Source organism: Bacillus sp. EB106-06-01-XG163, assembly GCF_058791615.1.
Window position 1 is genome coordinate 126,216 of the sequence record NZ_JBYTDS010000003.1, and the last position, 15,967, is coordinate 142,182.

The following is a 15,967-nucleotide window of genomic DNA, read 5'->3' on the forward strand; positions in this document are numbered from 1 at the left end:
TCGGAATTACTTAAAGGGTTAGGACCTCTCCGGACTAACTTTCCCCCGTGGTAAATGGCCGGGTCAGTTCTCGGAAATTCACTTTTTTAATTCTTGTTAAGGGGGGTCCATGATTATGGAAACAATGGGGCGTCACGTCATCTCCGAGCTGTGGGGATGCGATTTTGATAAGCTCAATGACATGGATTTTATTGAAAAAACGTTTGTAAATGCTGCTTTGAAATCAGGAGCTGAAGTGCGCGAGGTCGCATTTCACAAATTTGCACCGCAAGGCGTAAGCGGAGTCGTTATTATCTCTGAGTCACATTTAACGATTCACAGTTTTCCTGAACACGGATATGCAAGCATTGATGTTTATACTTGTGGAGACCTGGATCCTAATGTGGCTGCGGATTACATTGCGGACGCATTACATGCAGATACAAGAGAAAACATTGAAATACCGCGAGGAATGGGGCCTGTACAGATTAAACAGGCACAAGCGAAAGTACTGTAATTTTCAAAACGCAAACACAAGGGAGCTAAGCTGAAAAAGCCATTACGCGCTTTGAAGCTGATGCTCCTTTTCTAATGTAAAAAAACAGCATTGCTTTTTCTTTAAGCATTTTTTTTGTAAAATAGAAAAGATAAGGCCGGTCTATCGGCTCTCCCAACAAATAGGCTCATCCTAGAAACGTTGGCGGGCATTTACCGGAAGCTTGCGAACCGCATTACAGCAACGAAACAGATGGGAGCTGATCCAATTTGAAATGTCCTTCATGCCAGCACAACGGTTCCCGCGTACTTGATTCACGGCCTGCGGACGAAGGGAAATCAATCCGCAGAAGGCGGGAATGCGAAGCCTGCCATTACCGCTTCACTACATTTGAGAAGTTTGAAGAGATGCCTCTGATCGTCGTGAAAAAAGAAGGCGTCCGGGAAGAATTCAGCCGTGAAAAAATGCTGCGCGGGTTAATTAAAGCTTGTGAAAAAAGGCCCGTTCCTTTAAAAACATTGGAAGACATGTGCTTTGACATTGAAAAAGAGCTGAGAAACCAAGGTGTATCTGAAGTCAAAAGCGAACTTGTCGGAGAAATGGTAATGGACCGTCTGGCGAAAATCGATGAGGTGTCTTATGTCCGCTTTGCCTCCGTCTACCGGCAGTTTAAGGATATAAACGTGTTTATCGATGAATTGAAAGATTTAATAAAGAAAGAACGCTGAGAGAGCTAAGAGATTGTGTCTGGCTCTTTTCTCATGAGCAAAATTGGCATTTGATAGATCGCAGAAACGGTGTAAAATGAGAGTAGAAACATATCGGAAGGTTTGAGAATCATGGCTGACTATTGGAATGACGTATTGCCTGTAGATCCTTATACGGTCAAAAGCCGTTCGCTTCTTCAGGATGTCGACAGACAGGTTTTGACACATCTGTACCAGCCGCTGATCGGTTCTTTTGCATTCTCCCTTTATATGACCTTATGGGGGGAGCTTGAGCAGAACCGCTTGTGGGGAGCGGAATCCACGCACAGGCAGCTGATGGGCATGATGCAGTCAAATTTAAAAAAGATTCATCATGAACAGGGAAAGCTTGAAGGAATCGGGCTGCTGAAAGTGTATATCCGGGAGTCCGAGCAGAAAGAGCGGATGTTTATTTATGAGCTGCTGCCCCCGCTCAGACCGAATGATTTTTTTGAAGACGGCATGCTGAATGTCTTTCTTTATAACAGAGTCGGTAAAACGAAATACCAGCAGCTGAGACAATTTTACACGCACCCTTCCGTCGGCGCGGGCGCAAGGGAAATTACCCGTCCGTTTAATCACGCTTTTGCCTCTTTTCAGCCGAGTGAATGGAAAATGACGCCTGATATGGAAGAGGCGATGAAGCTCCCCGAGGACTATGAGACGGCGTCTGTCGGACAAGCGCCTTCCTATACGGTGACGGAGGAAGTATTTGATTTTGAGCTTTTCATGGCGGGACTGTCAGAAACGATGATACCGCGTAAATCAATCACGCAGGACGTGCGGGAGAGCATTAAAAAGCTTTCATATTTATACGGAATAGATCCTATCTCCATGCAGCACGTCGTCATGACCGCAATTAATGAACAGGATACGATAACGGCCGAAGCGCTGAGGAAAGCGGCCAGCGACTGGTACCAAATTGAAAGAAGCGGTAAGCTTCCGGAACTGATTGATAAAACACAGCCTGTCACCTTGAGAGAAAACCGGACGGAAAAGGACGATTCATTGAACGGCGAACTCATCGCACAGCTTGAGACCATATCACCGAGAAAGCTTCTTCAGGACATTGCGGACGGGACCGAGCCGTCAAAAGCCGACTTGCAGATTATCGCCGATATTATGTTCGAACAAAAGCTTGAGCCCGGCGTCACCAATGTGCTGATTTATTATGTCATGCTGAAAACAGATATGAAGCTGTCCAAAAACTATATCCAAAAAATCGCCGCCCACTGGGCCAGAAAGAAAGTCAAAACGGTACGGGAAGCAATGAAGCTCGCAATAGAAGAGCACAGGCAATATCTTGATTGGGCGGACGGCAAAACAAACGGCGCGGCGCGCGGCAAAAAAACCGTCCGGGAAGAAAAGCGCCCTGATTGGATGAAAGAAGAAGAAACCGGGAAGAAACAAGAACAGCCGGCTCTTTCCGCGCAGGATCTTGAAGAACAGAAGAAAAAAATGATGGAAGAAATGAAAAAACTGAAAAAATACTCTGCCTATTGAGACAGAGAAGCGGGGTGATATTGAATGGAACCGATCAGCCGATCCTTAGAAGGCGTGACGAAAAGACCTGACTTTCAAAAACGCCTGGAACGAATGCAGGAGCAAGTCATGGCCGACGAAGACGTCCAGGCTTTTTTGAAGGAACAGAAAGATGTAATCAATCAAAGCATGATTGACAGAGGGTTAAATAAACTGTACGAATTCGTTCAGCAAAGCAAACAGTGCGCCTTCTGCTCGAAAGACAGCCGGACGAACAGCCTGCTTGAAGGCTATCATCCGAAGCTTGTGATCAACGGGCGTTCCATCGATATTGAATATTACGAATGTCCGGAAAAGAGAAAGCTCGACCGCCAGAAAAGGCAAAAGTCCCTGATGAAGAGCATGTATATCCAGCAGGATCTTCTCGGCGCGACGTTTCAGCAGATCGACATTACCGATCCGAGCAGAGTCGGCATTTTCCAGCATGTGACGGATTTTCTGAAGAGCTATAATGAAACGGGAAAAGGCAAAGGGCTGTATCTGTACGGAAAATTCGGAATCGGAAAGACATTTATTTTAGCCGCCATTGCTAACGAACTGGCGGAAAAAGAGTATTCATCAATGATCGTATATGTTCCCGAATTTGTCAGAGAGCTGAAAAACTCGCTCCAGGATCAGTCGTTGGAGGCGAAACTGAATATGGTGAAAACGACGCCCGTACTGATGCTTGATGACATCGGAGCGGAGTCAATGACAAGCTGGGTCAGAGATGAGGTCATCGGCACCGTGCTTCAGCACAGAATGAGCCAGCAGCTTCCCACTTTCTTCTCGTCTAATTTCTCACCTGACGAGCTGAAGCATCATTTTACGTATTCACAGCGGGGAGAAAAGGAAGAAGTAAAAGCGGCAAGACTGATGGAGCGGATTTTATATTTGGCTTCGCCCGTCCGTCTTGACGGGGAAAACCGCCGCCGTTCATGATGCCGGCGTCCAATGGGAAGGATTTGAGGGAATGAGGAATAAGAAGGCTGTCACTTGGGCTGCGGCTGCGGCGGGAGCGGGCCTTTTGCTGTGGGCAAACCGCAAATATCTGAATCTGTCGCCTAAGGAGATACGGCTGTGGGTGTTATCGTTCGGTGTTTTTGCGCCGCTTGTGTTTATCGGAATTTCCATCGTCAGGCCTTTTGTGCTGTTTCCCGTATCAATCGTTTCCGTCGCCGGAGGATTGGCGTTCGGCCCGTTTTTCGGCACCGTGTATACGCTGGCGGGCTCAATGGGCGCTGCCGCCGCGTCTTTTTTTGCGGCGGGGCTGTTTGCCTTTAATGAGAAAAGCCGTCATGGAAAAATGGAAGCCATTCAAAAGCAGATGAAAACCAATGGCTTCTTTTATATTTTTATCCTGCGTATTCTGCCTGTTAACTTTGATGTGATCAGCTATGCCGCGGGCCTATCGAAAGTCAGGCCGATGACGTATTTTTTGGCGACCGCAGCGGGCATCATTCCGGGGACGATCGTCCTGAATGTGCTCGGCGCGAGCTTTATGTCCGGCAATGTGCTGACCGTACTCGGCGTGATCTGTCTTTACATCGTATTTTTATCGCTTCCCGTTATATTTAAAAAGAAGGTGCGTCATTTGTTCGGCGGTGAAAGCTAACCTTTACGTCTATTTTAAAAACATCCCCCATATACTTGTAACAGATGCCGTAAGGGGGGACAAATATGCTTGAAGTGATCTTTGAAGATGACCACGATACCGCCGCTTTTTTACATCTCATTCAGCAATCGGACGACCGGAGACATTTTATTGTCCGTGAAGGCATAAAAAAAGTCGGAATCGCAAGGTCTGAAACGGCTTTTTGCGTTCAGCGCTTTATTGAGCCGATACTTGTCAGGTTTTTTTTGGAATGCAAAGAAGACGAGCATATGCTTTCGCTTATTGAGGACGCATACTGCTTCACCGATCAGGATGAACAGCAGCAAATCCTTCAGCTTGCACACAGCATTATGGAAGGAGAGCTTGATGATCATCCGTTCGAGCCGAAGAAAGAGCCGCGCACACAGTTTATTTCAGATGCGCTCCGGACGATTTCACTTGATGCGGGTGTTTTTTCCGTGCGTTCGTTTCAGACGTTCCGGCTCGGCAGGTATTATGAGCGGCTCAGAGAATACGCGGAGGCTGCGATAGATGAATATCGGATGGAACAGGAATATCAAAACTTTATCCAGTCTCTGAGAGATTATGTGACATCCAATCCGCCGCGGATGAAGAAAGTCCGCATCGTACATGACCGGGCTTTTACGCTGTGGGAGCTGCGCTATTTGTCAGAACGGGAACAGAAAAAATACATAGACAGACGGTTTGTGCGGGAGCACCCGATGTATATAGATTCCCATCTCCTTGCGCCGCTGATCTCCATTGCGCCTGAGACGGTAGAACTGTATACGGACAAACCGGAGCATATGATGTCCAGAACGATTCAAAACGTGTTTCAGGAGAGGGTGCGCCTTTTTCCGCTGGGCGCGTTTGCAGCCGAGAAGACGGAAGGATAGCCGTACGGACGGCCTTGCGTAAGCGGCAGGGCTGTCTGTGCGAAATCAGACGGAAAACCGAGTTGCATTTTTCTCGCAGACATTTTATAATACATAAAAGATTAATGATTGCTACACGTATTGATAAGGACATGAAGCATTGATACCGGCTTTATAAGAGAGGAGAGCCCAGGCTGAAAGCTTTCCAGCTATGGATCATTGTCTTTACCGCCTTTGAACTTCAGCTGTGAACGCCGGAAGAAGCGCCAGTAATAGCTGACGGGAACTCCCGTTACAGAGTTTAGAGCCGCAGGTGCCGAAACAATCGGCCGCGCGGAAAAAAGGGTGGAACCACGATTCCGTTTATTTAACCTCGTCCCTTTCATAGGGGGCGGGGTTTTTGATTTGCATAAAAAAAGGAGTGACGAAGATGTCAGATATGATCAACATCACATTTCCGGACGGAGCGGTAAAGGAATTTCCGAAAGGAACAACAACAGAAGATATCGCGGCATCCATCAGTCCGGGATTAAAGAAAAAGTCTTTAGCCGGAAAACTGAACGGACAGGAAATTGATTTAAGAACGCCGATTCAAGAGGATGGTGCCGTAGAAATCATAACAGAAGGCACAGAAGAAGGTTTGAACATCATGCGGCACAGCACGGCGCATTTATTGGCCCAGGCGATTAAACGCATTTATAAAGATGTGAAATTCGGAGTCGGCCCCGTCATTGAAAACGGGTTCTATTATGACATTGAAATGGAGCAGGCGCTGACGCCGGATGACCTTCCGAAGATTGAAAAAGAAATGAAACGCATCGTCGGTGAAAATCTGCCGATTATCCGAAAAGAAGTGAGCCGTGATGAAGCAAAAGCCATGTTTGCGGAAATCGGCGATAATCTGAAGCTTGAACTGCTGGATGCCATCCCTGAAGACGAAACGGTCTCCATTTATGAGCAGGGCGAATTTTTTGACCTGTGCCGCGGCGTGCACGTGCCGTCTACAGGCAAAATTAAAGAATTTAAGCTGCTGAGCCTTGCGGGCGCATACTGGCGCGGCGACAGCAAAAACCAAATGCTTCAGCGCATTTACGGCACGGCCTTCTTTAAAAAGGATGACTTGAAAGAGCATTTGCGGATGCTTGAAGAAGCGAAAGAGCGTGACCACCGAAAACTGGGCAAAGAATTAAAATTGTTCGCCAACTCTCAAAAAGTCGGACAAGGCCTGCCGCTCTGGCTGCCGAAAGGCGCAACCATCCGCCGCGTGATCGAGCGCTACATTGTGGATAAAGAGCTGAGCCTCGGTTATGAGCACGTCTATACGCCTGTTCTCGGAAGCAAAGACCTGTACGAAACATCGGGCCACTGGGAACATTATCAGGAAGGCATGTTCCCGCCGATGGAAATGGACAATGAAACACTCGTGCTCCGTCCGATGAACTGTCCTCACCATATGATGATTTACAAACAGGACATTCACAGCTACCGAGAGCTTCCGATCCGCATCGCAGAGCTGGGAACGATGCATCGTTATGAAATGTCCGGGGCGCTTTCAGGTCTTCAGCGCGTACGCGGCATGACGTTAAATGACGCGCACATTTTCGTCCGCCCTGACCAGATTAAAGAAGAATTCATCCGCACGGTCCGTTTGATTCAAGACGTATACGAAGACTTCGGCCTGAGTGATTACACATTCCGCCTGTCTTACCGCGATCCTGAAGACACGGAAAAATATTTTGATGATGATGAGATGTGGAACAAAGCGCAATCCATGCTGAAGGCGGCAATGGACGAAATCGGCCATGACTACTATGAAGCGGAAGGCGAAGCGGCGTTTTACGGCCCTAAGCTTGACGTGCAGGTGAAAACGGCGATCGGCAAAGAAGAGACATTGTCAACTGTACAGCTTGACTTCCTTCTTCCGGAACGCTTTGATCTCACTTACGTCGGAGAAGACGGCAAACAGCACCGTCCTGTCGTTATTCACCGCGGCGTCGTGTCAACGATGGAGCGTTTCGTTGCTTTCTTAATCGAAGAGCACAAAGGCGCCCTTCCGACATGGCTTGCGCCGGTGCAATTCCAAGTCATTCCTGTATCACCGTCCGTGCATCTTGATTATGCGAAAAAAGTGCAGGAGCGCCTGCAGCGTGAAGGCCTGCGTGTCGAGCTTGACAGCCGGGATGAGAAAATCGGCTATAAAATCCGTGAAGCGCAAATGCAAAAAATCCCGTACATGCTTGTGGTCGGTGACCAAGAAGCGGAAAACGGCGCGGTAAACGTCCGGAAATACGGCGAGCAGAAATCAGAAACCGTCTCATTGGACGATTTTGTGAAAAAGGCTGTAGCCGAAGCGAAAAAATAACCGGAAATACAAAAACCCCGTTCATTCAGAATGGGGTTTTTTTGCGTATAAAATTATCTTTCTTTTTGTTTCTCTATAATCGCAAACAGCTCGTGAAGATCGCTGATCACGTAATCAGGCGCAATGTCCGTATCATTTTTCTTTTGCGTCCGGTTTACCCAGACTGTCGTAATGCCTGCCCGTTTCGCTCCCAATATATCAGTATTGAGGTTATCTCCGACCATAATGGCGTCTTCTTTTTTCAGGTTCAGGAGGCCGAGGCAATGTTCGAATATGGAGGCGTCGGGTTTCCCTTTTCCGAAAGCGCCTGAGATGACGATTTCATTAAAATAAGGCGCGAGCTCAGGAACGCCGGCGAGTTTTTCTTTCTGCAGGCTGGGATCGCCGTTTGTCAGCAGAAGCAATTCATAAACACCTTTCAGCTTATCAAGCACCGCAAACGTTTCATCATACACGTACGGACGCTGTCTGCGTTCCGCCGCGAAAAACTCCGCCAAATATTCGCCGTAAGCCGCATCTTCTATACCGACGCTTTTTAAGCCGTTCGTCCAGGCGTTTCGTCTGTATTCCGGCGCTATCCGATTCAGCTGTTTAAATCCTTCGCTGACCGGCTCGGAAAAATTCGCCCATAATCCTTCAAACGGATTAATGCCGATCATGACCGTATAAGGATAGGTTTCGTATGACATATACAATTCCCGTGCCGCTTTCCGAACCGCATCTTCAAATGTATGCGGGTCAAGGCCATATTTTTTTTCCGCTTGTAAACATGTTTCCCTGAATGTTGTTCTGACGCTTTTTTCATCCCATAACAGTGTATCGTCCAAATCAAAAAATACGGCTTTCATGATCTTCTCCTCTTTGTTATATTCTGAAACTCTCTGCCGCAAGGCTCCCGTTTATTCTACAATAGATATATAGACTGTGAAAGATTTGTTTTCAGATGATTTGAAAAAAACAGGCAGGTTTGTGTCAGATTCTGTCTCAGGCTCTAAAACGTGATAAAATAAAATTTGAAAGAACAGGTGAAAAGTATGCTGCATTTGATCATCATGATGCTGGAAAGAGTCGGAATTATCGTCATATTGGGATTTGTTCTGGCTCATACCAGATTGTTCAGACAGGCGCTCCAGCAGCCTGAGAGCTATAAAGGCAAAGCGGTGCTGATTTCAATTTTCTCGCTGTTCAGTATCATCAGCAACTATACGGGAATAGAAATTCAGCGGAATACAATCATGAATAATGACTGGGTGTTTCAAATTAATCCGTCCGGTTCAATTGCCAATACAAGAATTATGGGCGTTGAAATCGGCGGACTCTTAGGCGGCCCGTATGTGGGGATCGGCGTCGGCATACTGGCCGGCCTGCATCGTTTATCACTCGGCGGCGCGACCGCAGTCAGCTGTGCCGTCTCATCCGTTTTAGCGGGCATTTTGTCCGGCTGGATCGGACGGTATTTCAGAAAACGCTATGCGATGCCGACACCGCGGGTGGCCGCGCTTGTCGGACTCGGGATGGAATCGCTGCAAATGCTGCTCATCCTCTTGATGGCCAAGCCGTTTTCTGATGCTTGGACGCTTGTGAGCATCATCGGCATCCCGATGATATTGGTAAACGGGTCAGGGACTTTTATTTTTCTTTCGATCATTCAGTCGATTATCCGGAAGGAAGAACGGGCGAGAGCCCTTGAAACCCACAGGGTGCTGATGATTGCAGACCAGACGCTTCCGTTTTTCCGCCAGGGGCTGAATGAAAGCTCATGCAAAAGCGTCGCCGCCATCATTCACAGGCAAACAGGAACGGACGCGGTATCGCTTACGGATAACGAAAAGATTTTGGCGCACGTCGGCGCGGGTGCCGACCATCATATTCCGTCTGAAAGCCTGATCACCGGATTGTCAAAACGTGTCATTAAAACGGGTCATATTATGAAAGCGACATCGAAGGAAGAAATTGAATGCACGCACGATCCCTGTCCGCTGCATGCGGCGATCGTATTGCCGCTGACGTCAAACGGCAAAACGATCGGGACGTTGAAAATGTACTTTAAAAGCCCGTCAGGTTTAAGCCGGGTTGAAGAAGAGCTTGCAGAAGGACTCGCCATGCTGTTTTCCACCCAGCTTGAACTCGGCGAGGCGGAACTGCAGAGCAAATTGCTGAAAGACGCAGAAATAAAGGCGCTTCAGGCACAGGTCAATCCGCATTTTCTGTTTAATGCGATCAATACGATTTCTGCTCTTTGCCGTACGGATGTGGAAAAAACCCGAAAGCTTCTGCTGCAGCTGAGCGTCTATTTCCGTTCCAATCTGCAGGGGGCAAGGCAGCTGCTCATCCCGCTTTCTAAAGAACTGAACCATCTGCAGGCGTATTTATCATTGGAGCAGGCCCGTTTTCCCGGGAAATATAAAATCAGTCTTGAAATCGAACGCGGTTTGGAGGACATCGAAATTCCTCCTTTTGTGCTGCAGATTCTCGTCGAAAATGCGCTCCGCCATGCATTTTCAAGAAAGCAGGACAGCTGTGCCGTCAATGTCAGCGTGGTATCCGCCGGTCAGTCGGTTTTAATGCGGGTTGGAGATAACGGGCGGGGAATTGATCCGGAATTGCTGTCCGTGCTCGGAAACCGTCCGCTGCCGTCTAAAGAAGGGACGGGAACCGCGCTTTACAATTTAAATCAACGGCTGATCGGGCTGTTCGGCCCCAAAGCAGCCCTGCGATTGGAAAGTGAGGCCGGCAAAGGTACGGACGTATCATTTGAGCTGCCTTTGAAACTGATGACTAAAGGAGAAGAACATGCTGAAGGTGTTAATCGTTGATGATGAAATGCTGGCAAGAGATGAATTAGCTTATTTGCTGAAACGGACGAATGAAGTAAGTGACATAAACGAAGCTGAAAATATTGAATCCGCTTTTGACAGTATGATGGATCAAAAACCGGATCTGCTGTTTTTGGACGTTGATTTGTCAGGAGAAAACGGATTTGACATTGCCAAACGGCTGAAAAACATGAAAAATCCGCCGGCCGTCGTTTTTGCGACGGCGTATGACCAATTTGCTTTAAAAGCCTTTGAAGTCGACGCGCTCGATTATTTAACGAAGCCTTTTGATGAAGAAAGAGTGCGCCAGACGATCAGAAAGTTTAAAAGAGTGAAGCGGGACAGGGCAGGAGCCGTCTCAGAGCAGCCGTCCGCAGCCGGAGCGCATAAACTGGCTGTATCAGCCGGTGAATCTATTGTCATTTTAGATACGAAGGACATTATTTTCGCCGGCATGGAGGACGGACACGTTTCCGTTAAAACGTTTGCCGCGTCTTATTCCGTTCATGAAACTTTGGCGGTCATTGAGAAAAAACTGCCTGATACGGGTTTCTTGAGAGTGCACCGCGCGTTCATCGTGAATACGGAGCATATTACGGAAATTCATCCGTGGTTTAATTCGACGTACAATCTTATCTTAAAAGACGGCTCTAAAATTCCCGTCAGCCGTACATACGCCAAGGACTTAAAAAAGCTGCTTCATATTATATGAGGCGGCTTTTGCATTTCAGCAGCCGTTTTTTGCATTTCAGAATGAATATTCAGCCGTTTGTTATGAAAGCGCTTTAAAAGTCGATTTCTTTTTTATAATGGACCTAACAAAGAGAAAGAGGTGAAGAAAATGAGTGCGAAAAAAGTGTACGGATTTCTGACACAAGCATTTATTTTTGCCGTGATTATGCTCATATCTAATGGGATTGCAGCGATTGTCCCCATTCCTATACCCGCTTCCGTAGTAGGTTTGGTGTTATTATTTGTCCTCTTATGCCTGAAAGTGATTAAGCTTGAACAAGTAGAAACGCTGGGAACATCATTAACGTCACTGATCGGATTTTTATTTGTCCCGTCGGGCATCTCCGTGATGAATTCACTTGGCGTCATGCAGCAGTACGGCGTGCAGATCGCACTCGTCATCTTACTCGCTACCATCATTCTGTTAGGGGCGACGGGCCTTTTTTCTCAGCTGATCTTGTCTGTCAGCCAAAAACGTCAGAAGGCAGCTCCTGAAAAACAAACGGTGCGCCGTTCCAATCAGGAAAAAGAACTTGTGCAGCATTAGGAGGGAAATCGGATGAGTCCATATTTCGGTATTGTCGTTTCACTTGCGGCCTTTGGCATCGGCACGTATTTATTTAAAAAAACGAGAGGCTTTTTCCTCTTCACCCCGCTGTTTGTCGCGATGGTGCTTGGAATCCTTTTTCTGAAGCTCGGCGGTTTTTCATATGAAGATTATAAAAGCGGGGGAGACATTATTAAATTCTTCCTGGAGCCCGCGACGATCGCTTTTGCGATCCCTTTATACAAACAGCGTGACAAACTGAAAAAATACTGGTGGCAGATCATGTCTTCTATCATTGTCGGCTCTATCTGCTCAGTCACGATTGTCTATTTGATCGCAAAAGGCATTCATCTTGACGCGGCCGTTATGAAAAGCATGCTTCCGCAGGCGGCGACAACGGCAATTGCCCTTCCGCTGTCAAAAGGAATCGGAGGCATCACCGACATCACCGCTTTCGCCGTTATTTTCAACGCCGTTATCGTCTATGCTCTGGGCGCTCTATTCTTAAAATTGTTTAAAGTGAAACACCCAATCTCTAAGGGACTGGCTCTCGGCACATCCGGACACGCACTCGGTGTTGCGGTCGGTATTGAGATGGGGGAAGTAGAAGCGGCAATGGCAAGTATCGCGGTTGTCGTCGTAGGAGTGGTGACGGTGCTGGTCATTCCGGTATTCGTTCAGCTCATCGGAGGATAAACCCGGGTCATAGACCCGGGTCTTTTTATTGTGTTGGCACGTCCGCGGGCGGCAAAGAACGAAATTTCACATTTTTCCTTGCGCTCGCCCCGGCATCGTGTTAAAATGAAAAAGTTGATCCGGAGAAGTCATTCTTGACTAATGATCCGGTATTGTGTAGAATAGTTATTGAATTGAATATAAATCACAAGCAGAGGCACCCGCTTCTCACCTGATTGACACATTCATGTAGTTGGCAGGTTGACCGTACATTTTTATTTATGCAGATGTTCGTAGTGTGGGTGTGTTGTCATGCCCGCACTTTTTGTTTGCCTGCAGAATGCAGTCAACAAGCGTTGTGAATCAATTCGAAGAAACTATGGAGGTGGCTCATTATTAGCAAAGATCAATTGGTTAATGAGGGTATCCGTGCACGTGAAGTTCGTCTGATCGGACAAAATGGCGATCAGCTCGGCATCAAGTCCCGTCAGGAAGCACTTGAAATCGCCGGCCGCGCAAATCTTGACCTTGTGTTAGTTGCAGCAAATGCAAAACCGCCTGTCTGCCGCATCATGGACTACGGTAAGTTCAGATTCGAGCAGCAGAAAAAGGACAAAGAAGCACGCAAAAATCAAAAAATCATTAACTTAAAAGAAGTTAGATTAAGTCCGACGATCGATGAGCATGACTTTAACACGAAATTGCGCAATGCGATTAAATTCCTTGAAAAAGGCGATAAAGTGAAAGCTTCTATCCGCTTTAAAGGGCGCGCAATCACTCATAAAGAAATCGGCCAGCGCGTATTGGACCGTTTCTCTGAAGCATGTGCGGAAGTTGCGACAGTCGAAACAAAACCAAAAATGGACGGCCGCAGCATGTTCTTAATGCTCGCGCCGAAAAACGAAAAGCAATAAGGAGGAAATCCCATGCCAAAAATGAAAACTCACCGCGGATCTGCTAAACGTTTTAAAAAGACAGGTTCTGGGAAGTTAAAACGTTCTCATGCATACACAAGTCACTTATTCGCCAACAAATCCCAAAAGCAAAAGCGTAAGCTTCGCAAGGGTGCTATTGTGAGCGCAGGAGACTTCAAACGCATTAAACAACAGCTTGCCAACATCAAGTAATCGGACAAGGAACAATTAGGAGGGAAATCTAATGCCAAGAGTAAAAGGCGGAACTGTTACACGTAAGCGTCGTAAAAAGGTTCTTAAATTAGCAAAAGGTTATTTCGGTTCAAAACATACATTATACAAAGTAGCAAACCAGCAGGTCATGAAATCAGGAAACTATGCATTCCGTGACCGCCGTCAGAAAAAACGTGATTTCCGTAAGCTTTGGATCACTCGTATCAACGCTGCTGCACGTATGAACGGTCTTTCTTACAGCCGTTTAATGCACGGTCTTAAGCTTTCAGGCATCGAAGTAAACCGCAAAATGCTTGCTGATCTTGCTGTAAACGATCTTACTGCTTTCAATCAGCTTGCTGATGCTGCTAAAGCTCAGTTAGACAAGTAAGTTGAAAAAGCCGCTCTCTTTCCGGGAGCGGTTTTTTTACGTAAAGGGTGACAATCATGGCTCTCCTCATTTACGCCGTGTTGATAAACGGATACGGCTTTTGGATCATGGGCGCTGATAAAAGAAGAGCAAAGGCGCACAGGTGGAGAATATCAGAGAAACGAATATGGCTCACAGCCGCCATGTTCGGCTCACTCGGCGTATGGATCGGCATGCGCACCTTCAGGCATAAAACGAAACACAAATCCTTTTTATACGGGGTGCCGCTGCTTTTTCTCACTGAAGCCGCCCTTGTGCTGATGTATTTGGTGTATAAAGAATAAAAAGCAGGAGAGCTTATCGCTCGCCTGCTTTTTTCGCTTTTTTGATGGGCTGGTCCCAATCAATCTTGCAATTCGGGTACCGCTCCAATACCTTTTTTTCGACTTCTTCAAAATCACCTGCAGAAAAGCGGTTCAGCTTTTCCGGATTTTCGGTCCATACAAATATCGTATGAATAAACAGCGGATGATCTTTGGAAGGGATATGCTTTTCTCCTTCAAAGAGCACTCCTTTATAAGTAAGCTGGAGATTTTTTCGCGTGTTTTTCTGTTCGTCAATAAAATAAAAATTCTCTTTTGATTGCGCCAGTCTGAGCCTTCTTTTCGGGTTTGCGTAGAATTTGACGCCCATGTAAATAAAATAAATAAGAAGTGCAAGCAAGACAATCCTCAATACTGTAATGGCCATATGTGTGAAGGCACCTCCTCACCTTTGTCATGATCTGATGTAATACGAAAAACAAAACAAAAGGTTTCATTTTTTTAAAAGAAATAGATAAAAACATTTACCCGTTTTTCAGGCGAATTAATCGTATGCTTCAGCATTGGTTTTGTATAATAAGAAGGGTAGTGAAAAAAAGGAGGTTTATTGATGACAAAATTAGATGAAACGCTCACCATGCTGAAAGCGTTAACGGATGCAAAAGGGATACCGGGAAATGAGAGAGAAGTAAGACAAGTGATGAAATCATACATAGAACCATTTGCCGATGATGTCACAACAGACCGGCTGGGAAGCTTAATCGCCAAAAAAACCGGCAAAGAAAACGGTCCGAAAATCATGATCTCAGGGCATTTAGACGAAGTCGGTTTTATGGTGACGCAAATCACTGATAAAGGCTTTCTCCGCTTTCAAACCGTCGGCGGCTGGTGGTCTCAGGTCATGCTGGCCCAGCGCGTCACCGTCGTGACAAAAAAAGGGGACATCACGGGGATCATCGGTTCGAAACCGCCTCACATTCTGCCTCCTGACGCCAGAAAAAAAGCCGCCGATATTAAAGAGATGTTCATCGATATCGGGGCGTCCAGCCGTGAAGAAGCAATGGAATGGGGCGTTCTTCCGGGTGACCAGATTGTGCCGTATTTTGAATTTACAGTGATGAACAATGAAAAACATTTATTGGCGAAAGCATGGGACAACCGTATCGGCTGCGCCATTGCCATCGATGTATTAAAAAATCTGAAAAACAGTGATCACCCGAATGAAGTATACGGGGTCGGAACGGTTCAGGAAGAAGTCGGGCTTCGCGGGGCGAAAACAGCGGCACATACGATTCAGCCTGATATCGCGTTCGGTGTGGATGTCGGAATTGCCGGAGATACACCGGGAATTTCTGAAAAAGAGGCGCAAAGCAAAATCGGCGAAGGGCCGCAAATTATTCTGTATGACGCGTCAATGGTATCTCACAAAGGGCTGCGCGACCTTGTCGTGAACACGGCGGAAGAAGCGGGAATTCCGTATCAATTCGATTCCATTGCCGGAGGGGGCACGGATTCAGGTTCCATTCATTTAACCGCAAACGGAGTGCCGGCGCTGTCCATTACGATCGCGACGCGCTACATTCACACTCATGCCGCTATTTTGCATCGGGATGATTATGAGAATACGGTAAAATTGATCACAGAAGTGATTAAAAAATTAGACCGGGAAACGGTTGACCGTATTACTTATCAATAAAGATACGGAAGAATCTGCTTTTTTAAGCAGATTCTTTTTTTTGTCTGTACAAATATAAGCCATGCGTCTACAATAAGAGAAGACATA

General features: G+C 46.7%; 18 protein-coding genes and 1 other annotated feature. Of the genes, 16 read left to right on the top strand and 2 right to left on the bottom strand.

Annotated elements, in window-relative coordinates:
- The first annotated feature begins 115 nt into the window (after positions 1-115).
- The 7 genes from speD to thrS all read left to right on the top strand — a co-directional run bounded on the left by speD (position 116) and on the right by thrS (position 7,594).
- Complete coding sequence (speD, locus tag AC3WTF_RS04625; protein ID WP_003152471.1) at positions 116-496, top strand: adenosylmethionine decarboxylase; 381 nt, start codon at positions 116-118, stop codon at positions 494-496.
- Between the two features lie 248 nt (positions 497-744).
- The gene (gene nrdR, locus AC3WTF_RS04630; RefSeq protein WP_003152473.1) at positions 745-1,203 is read left to right on the top strand and encodes a transcriptional regulator NrdR; all 459 of its coding nucleotides are present in this window, start codon (positions 745-747) and stop codon (positions 1,201-1,203) included.
- A 111-nt stretch (positions 1,204-1,314) separates the two neighbouring features.
- Positions 1,315-2,724 (top strand): replicative helicase loading/DNA remodeling protein DnaB, encoded by a 1,410-nt coding sequence (gene dnaB, locus AC3WTF_RS04635; protein WP_012118158.1) that lies wholly within the window; start codon positions 1,315-1,317, stop codon positions 2,722-2,724.
- 24 nt (positions 2,725-2,748) lie between these two features.
- Positions 2,749-3,684, top strand: a complete 936-nt coding sequence (gene dnaI, locus AC3WTF_RS04640; RefSeq protein ID WP_020956184.1) for a primosomal protein DnaI — start codon at positions 2,749-2,751, stop codon at positions 3,682-3,684.
- Positions 3,685-3,715: 31 nt separating this feature from the next.
- Positions 3,716-4,357: a TVP38/TMEM64 family protein gene (locus tag AC3WTF_RS04645; RefSeq protein ID WP_007408086.1), complete on the top strand. Its 642-nt coding sequence runs from the start codon at positions 3,716-3,718 to the stop codon at positions 4,355-4,357.
- A gap of 65 nt (positions 4,358-4,422) precedes the next feature.
- On the top strand, positions 4,423-5,253 hold the full coding sequence (ytxC, locus tag AC3WTF_RS04650; protein ID WP_015240356.1) for a putative sporulation protein YtxC: 831 nt from the start codon (positions 4,423-4,425) through the stop codon (positions 5,251-5,253).
- Between the two features lie 409 nt (positions 5,254-5,662).
- Positions 5,663-7,594, top strand: a complete 1,932-nt coding sequence (thrS, locus tag AC3WTF_RS04655; protein ID WP_007408088.1) for a threonine--tRNA ligase — start codon at positions 5,663-5,665, stop codon at positions 7,592-7,594.
- 53 nt (positions 7,595-7,647) lie between these two features.
- Here the strand turns inward: thrS and AC3WTF_RS04660 are convergent, their stop codons facing one another.
- On the bottom strand, positions 7,648-8,442 hold the full coding sequence (locus tag AC3WTF_RS04660; protein ID WP_007408089.1) for an HAD family hydrolase: 795 nt from the start codon (positions 8,440-8,442) through the stop codon (positions 7,648-7,650).
- A gap of 186 nt (positions 8,443-8,628) precedes the next feature.
- On the opposite strand from AC3WTF_RS04660, the gene AC3WTF_RS04665 reads away from it, so the two are divergent.
- The 8 genes from AC3WTF_RS04665 to AC3WTF_RS04700 all read left to right on the top strand — a co-directional run bounded on the left by AC3WTF_RS04665 (position 8,629) and on the right by AC3WTF_RS04700 (position 14,205).
- Complete coding sequence (locus tag AC3WTF_RS04665) at positions 8,629-10,410, top strand: sensor histidine kinase (RefSeq protein WP_007408090.1); 1,782 nt, start codon at positions 8,629-8,631, stop codon at positions 10,408-10,410.
- Positions 10,388-11,122, top strand: a complete 735-nt coding sequence (locus tag AC3WTF_RS04670; protein ID WP_007408091.1) for a LytR/AlgR family response regulator transcription factor — start codon at positions 10,388-10,390, stop codon at positions 11,120-11,122. Before AC3WTF_RS04665 ends, AC3WTF_RS04670 begins: the two co-directional genes overlap by 23 nt.
- Positions 11,123-11,251: 129 nt before the next feature.
- Positions 11,252-11,689 (top strand): antiholin-like murein hydrolase modulator LrgA, encoded by a 438-nt coding sequence (gene lrgA / locus AC3WTF_RS04675; RefSeq protein WP_007408092.1) that lies wholly within the window; start codon positions 11,252-11,254, stop codon positions 11,687-11,689.
- A 12-nt stretch (positions 11,690-11,701) separates the two neighbouring features.
- A complete protein-coding gene (gene lrgB / locus AC3WTF_RS04680) occupies positions 11,702-12,385 on the top strand; it encodes an antiholin-like protein LrgB (RefSeq protein ID WP_007408093.1) in 684 nt (227 codons plus the stop codon).
- 182 nt (positions 12,386-12,567) lie between these two features.
- Positions 12,568-12,698: a sequence feature (ribosomal protein L20 leader region), on the top strand.
- A gap of 58 nt (positions 12,699-12,756) precedes the next feature.
- Positions 12,757-13,278, top strand: a complete 522-nt coding sequence (gene infC, locus AC3WTF_RS04685) for a translation initiation factor IF-3 (protein ID WP_071543361.1) — start codon at positions 12,757-12,759, stop codon at positions 13,276-13,278.
- A 12-nt stretch (positions 13,279-13,290) separates the two neighbouring features.
- Complete coding sequence (rpmI, locus tag AC3WTF_RS04690) at positions 13,291-13,491, top strand: 50S ribosomal protein L35 (RefSeq protein WP_003152493.1); 201 nt, start codon at positions 13,291-13,293, stop codon at positions 13,489-13,491.
- 31 nt (positions 13,492-13,522) lie between these two features.
- The gene (rplT, locus tag AC3WTF_RS04695; RefSeq protein WP_003152495.1) at positions 13,523-13,882 is read left to right on the top strand and encodes a 50S ribosomal protein L20; all 360 of its coding nucleotides are present in this window, start codon (positions 13,523-13,525) and stop codon (positions 13,880-13,882) included.
- Positions 13,883-13,938: 56 nt separating this feature from the next.
- Positions 13,939-14,205 carry a DUF1294 domain-containing protein gene (locus AC3WTF_RS04700; RefSeq protein WP_032866549.1) on the top strand — a complete coding sequence of 89 codons (267 nt, stop codon included), beginning with the start codon at positions 13,939-13,941 and terminating at the stop codon, positions 14,203-14,205.
- Positions 14,206-14,218: 13 nt separating this feature from the next.
- Here the strand turns inward: AC3WTF_RS04700 and AC3WTF_RS04705 are convergent, their stop codons facing one another.
- Positions 14,219-14,611, bottom strand: a complete 393-nt coding sequence (locus AC3WTF_RS04705; protein ID WP_007408095.1) for a hypothetical protein — start codon at positions 14,609-14,611, stop codon at positions 14,219-14,221.
- Positions 14,612-14,794: 183 nt separating this feature from the next.
- On the opposite strand from AC3WTF_RS04705, the gene AC3WTF_RS04710 reads away from it, so the two are divergent.
- Positions 14,795-15,880, top strand: coding sequence for a M42 family metallopeptidase (locus tag AC3WTF_RS04710; RefSeq protein WP_007408096.1), 1,086 nt, complete (start codon positions 14,795-14,797; stop codon positions 15,878-15,880).
- The last annotated feature ends 87 nt before the right edge of the window (positions 15,881-15,967 follow it).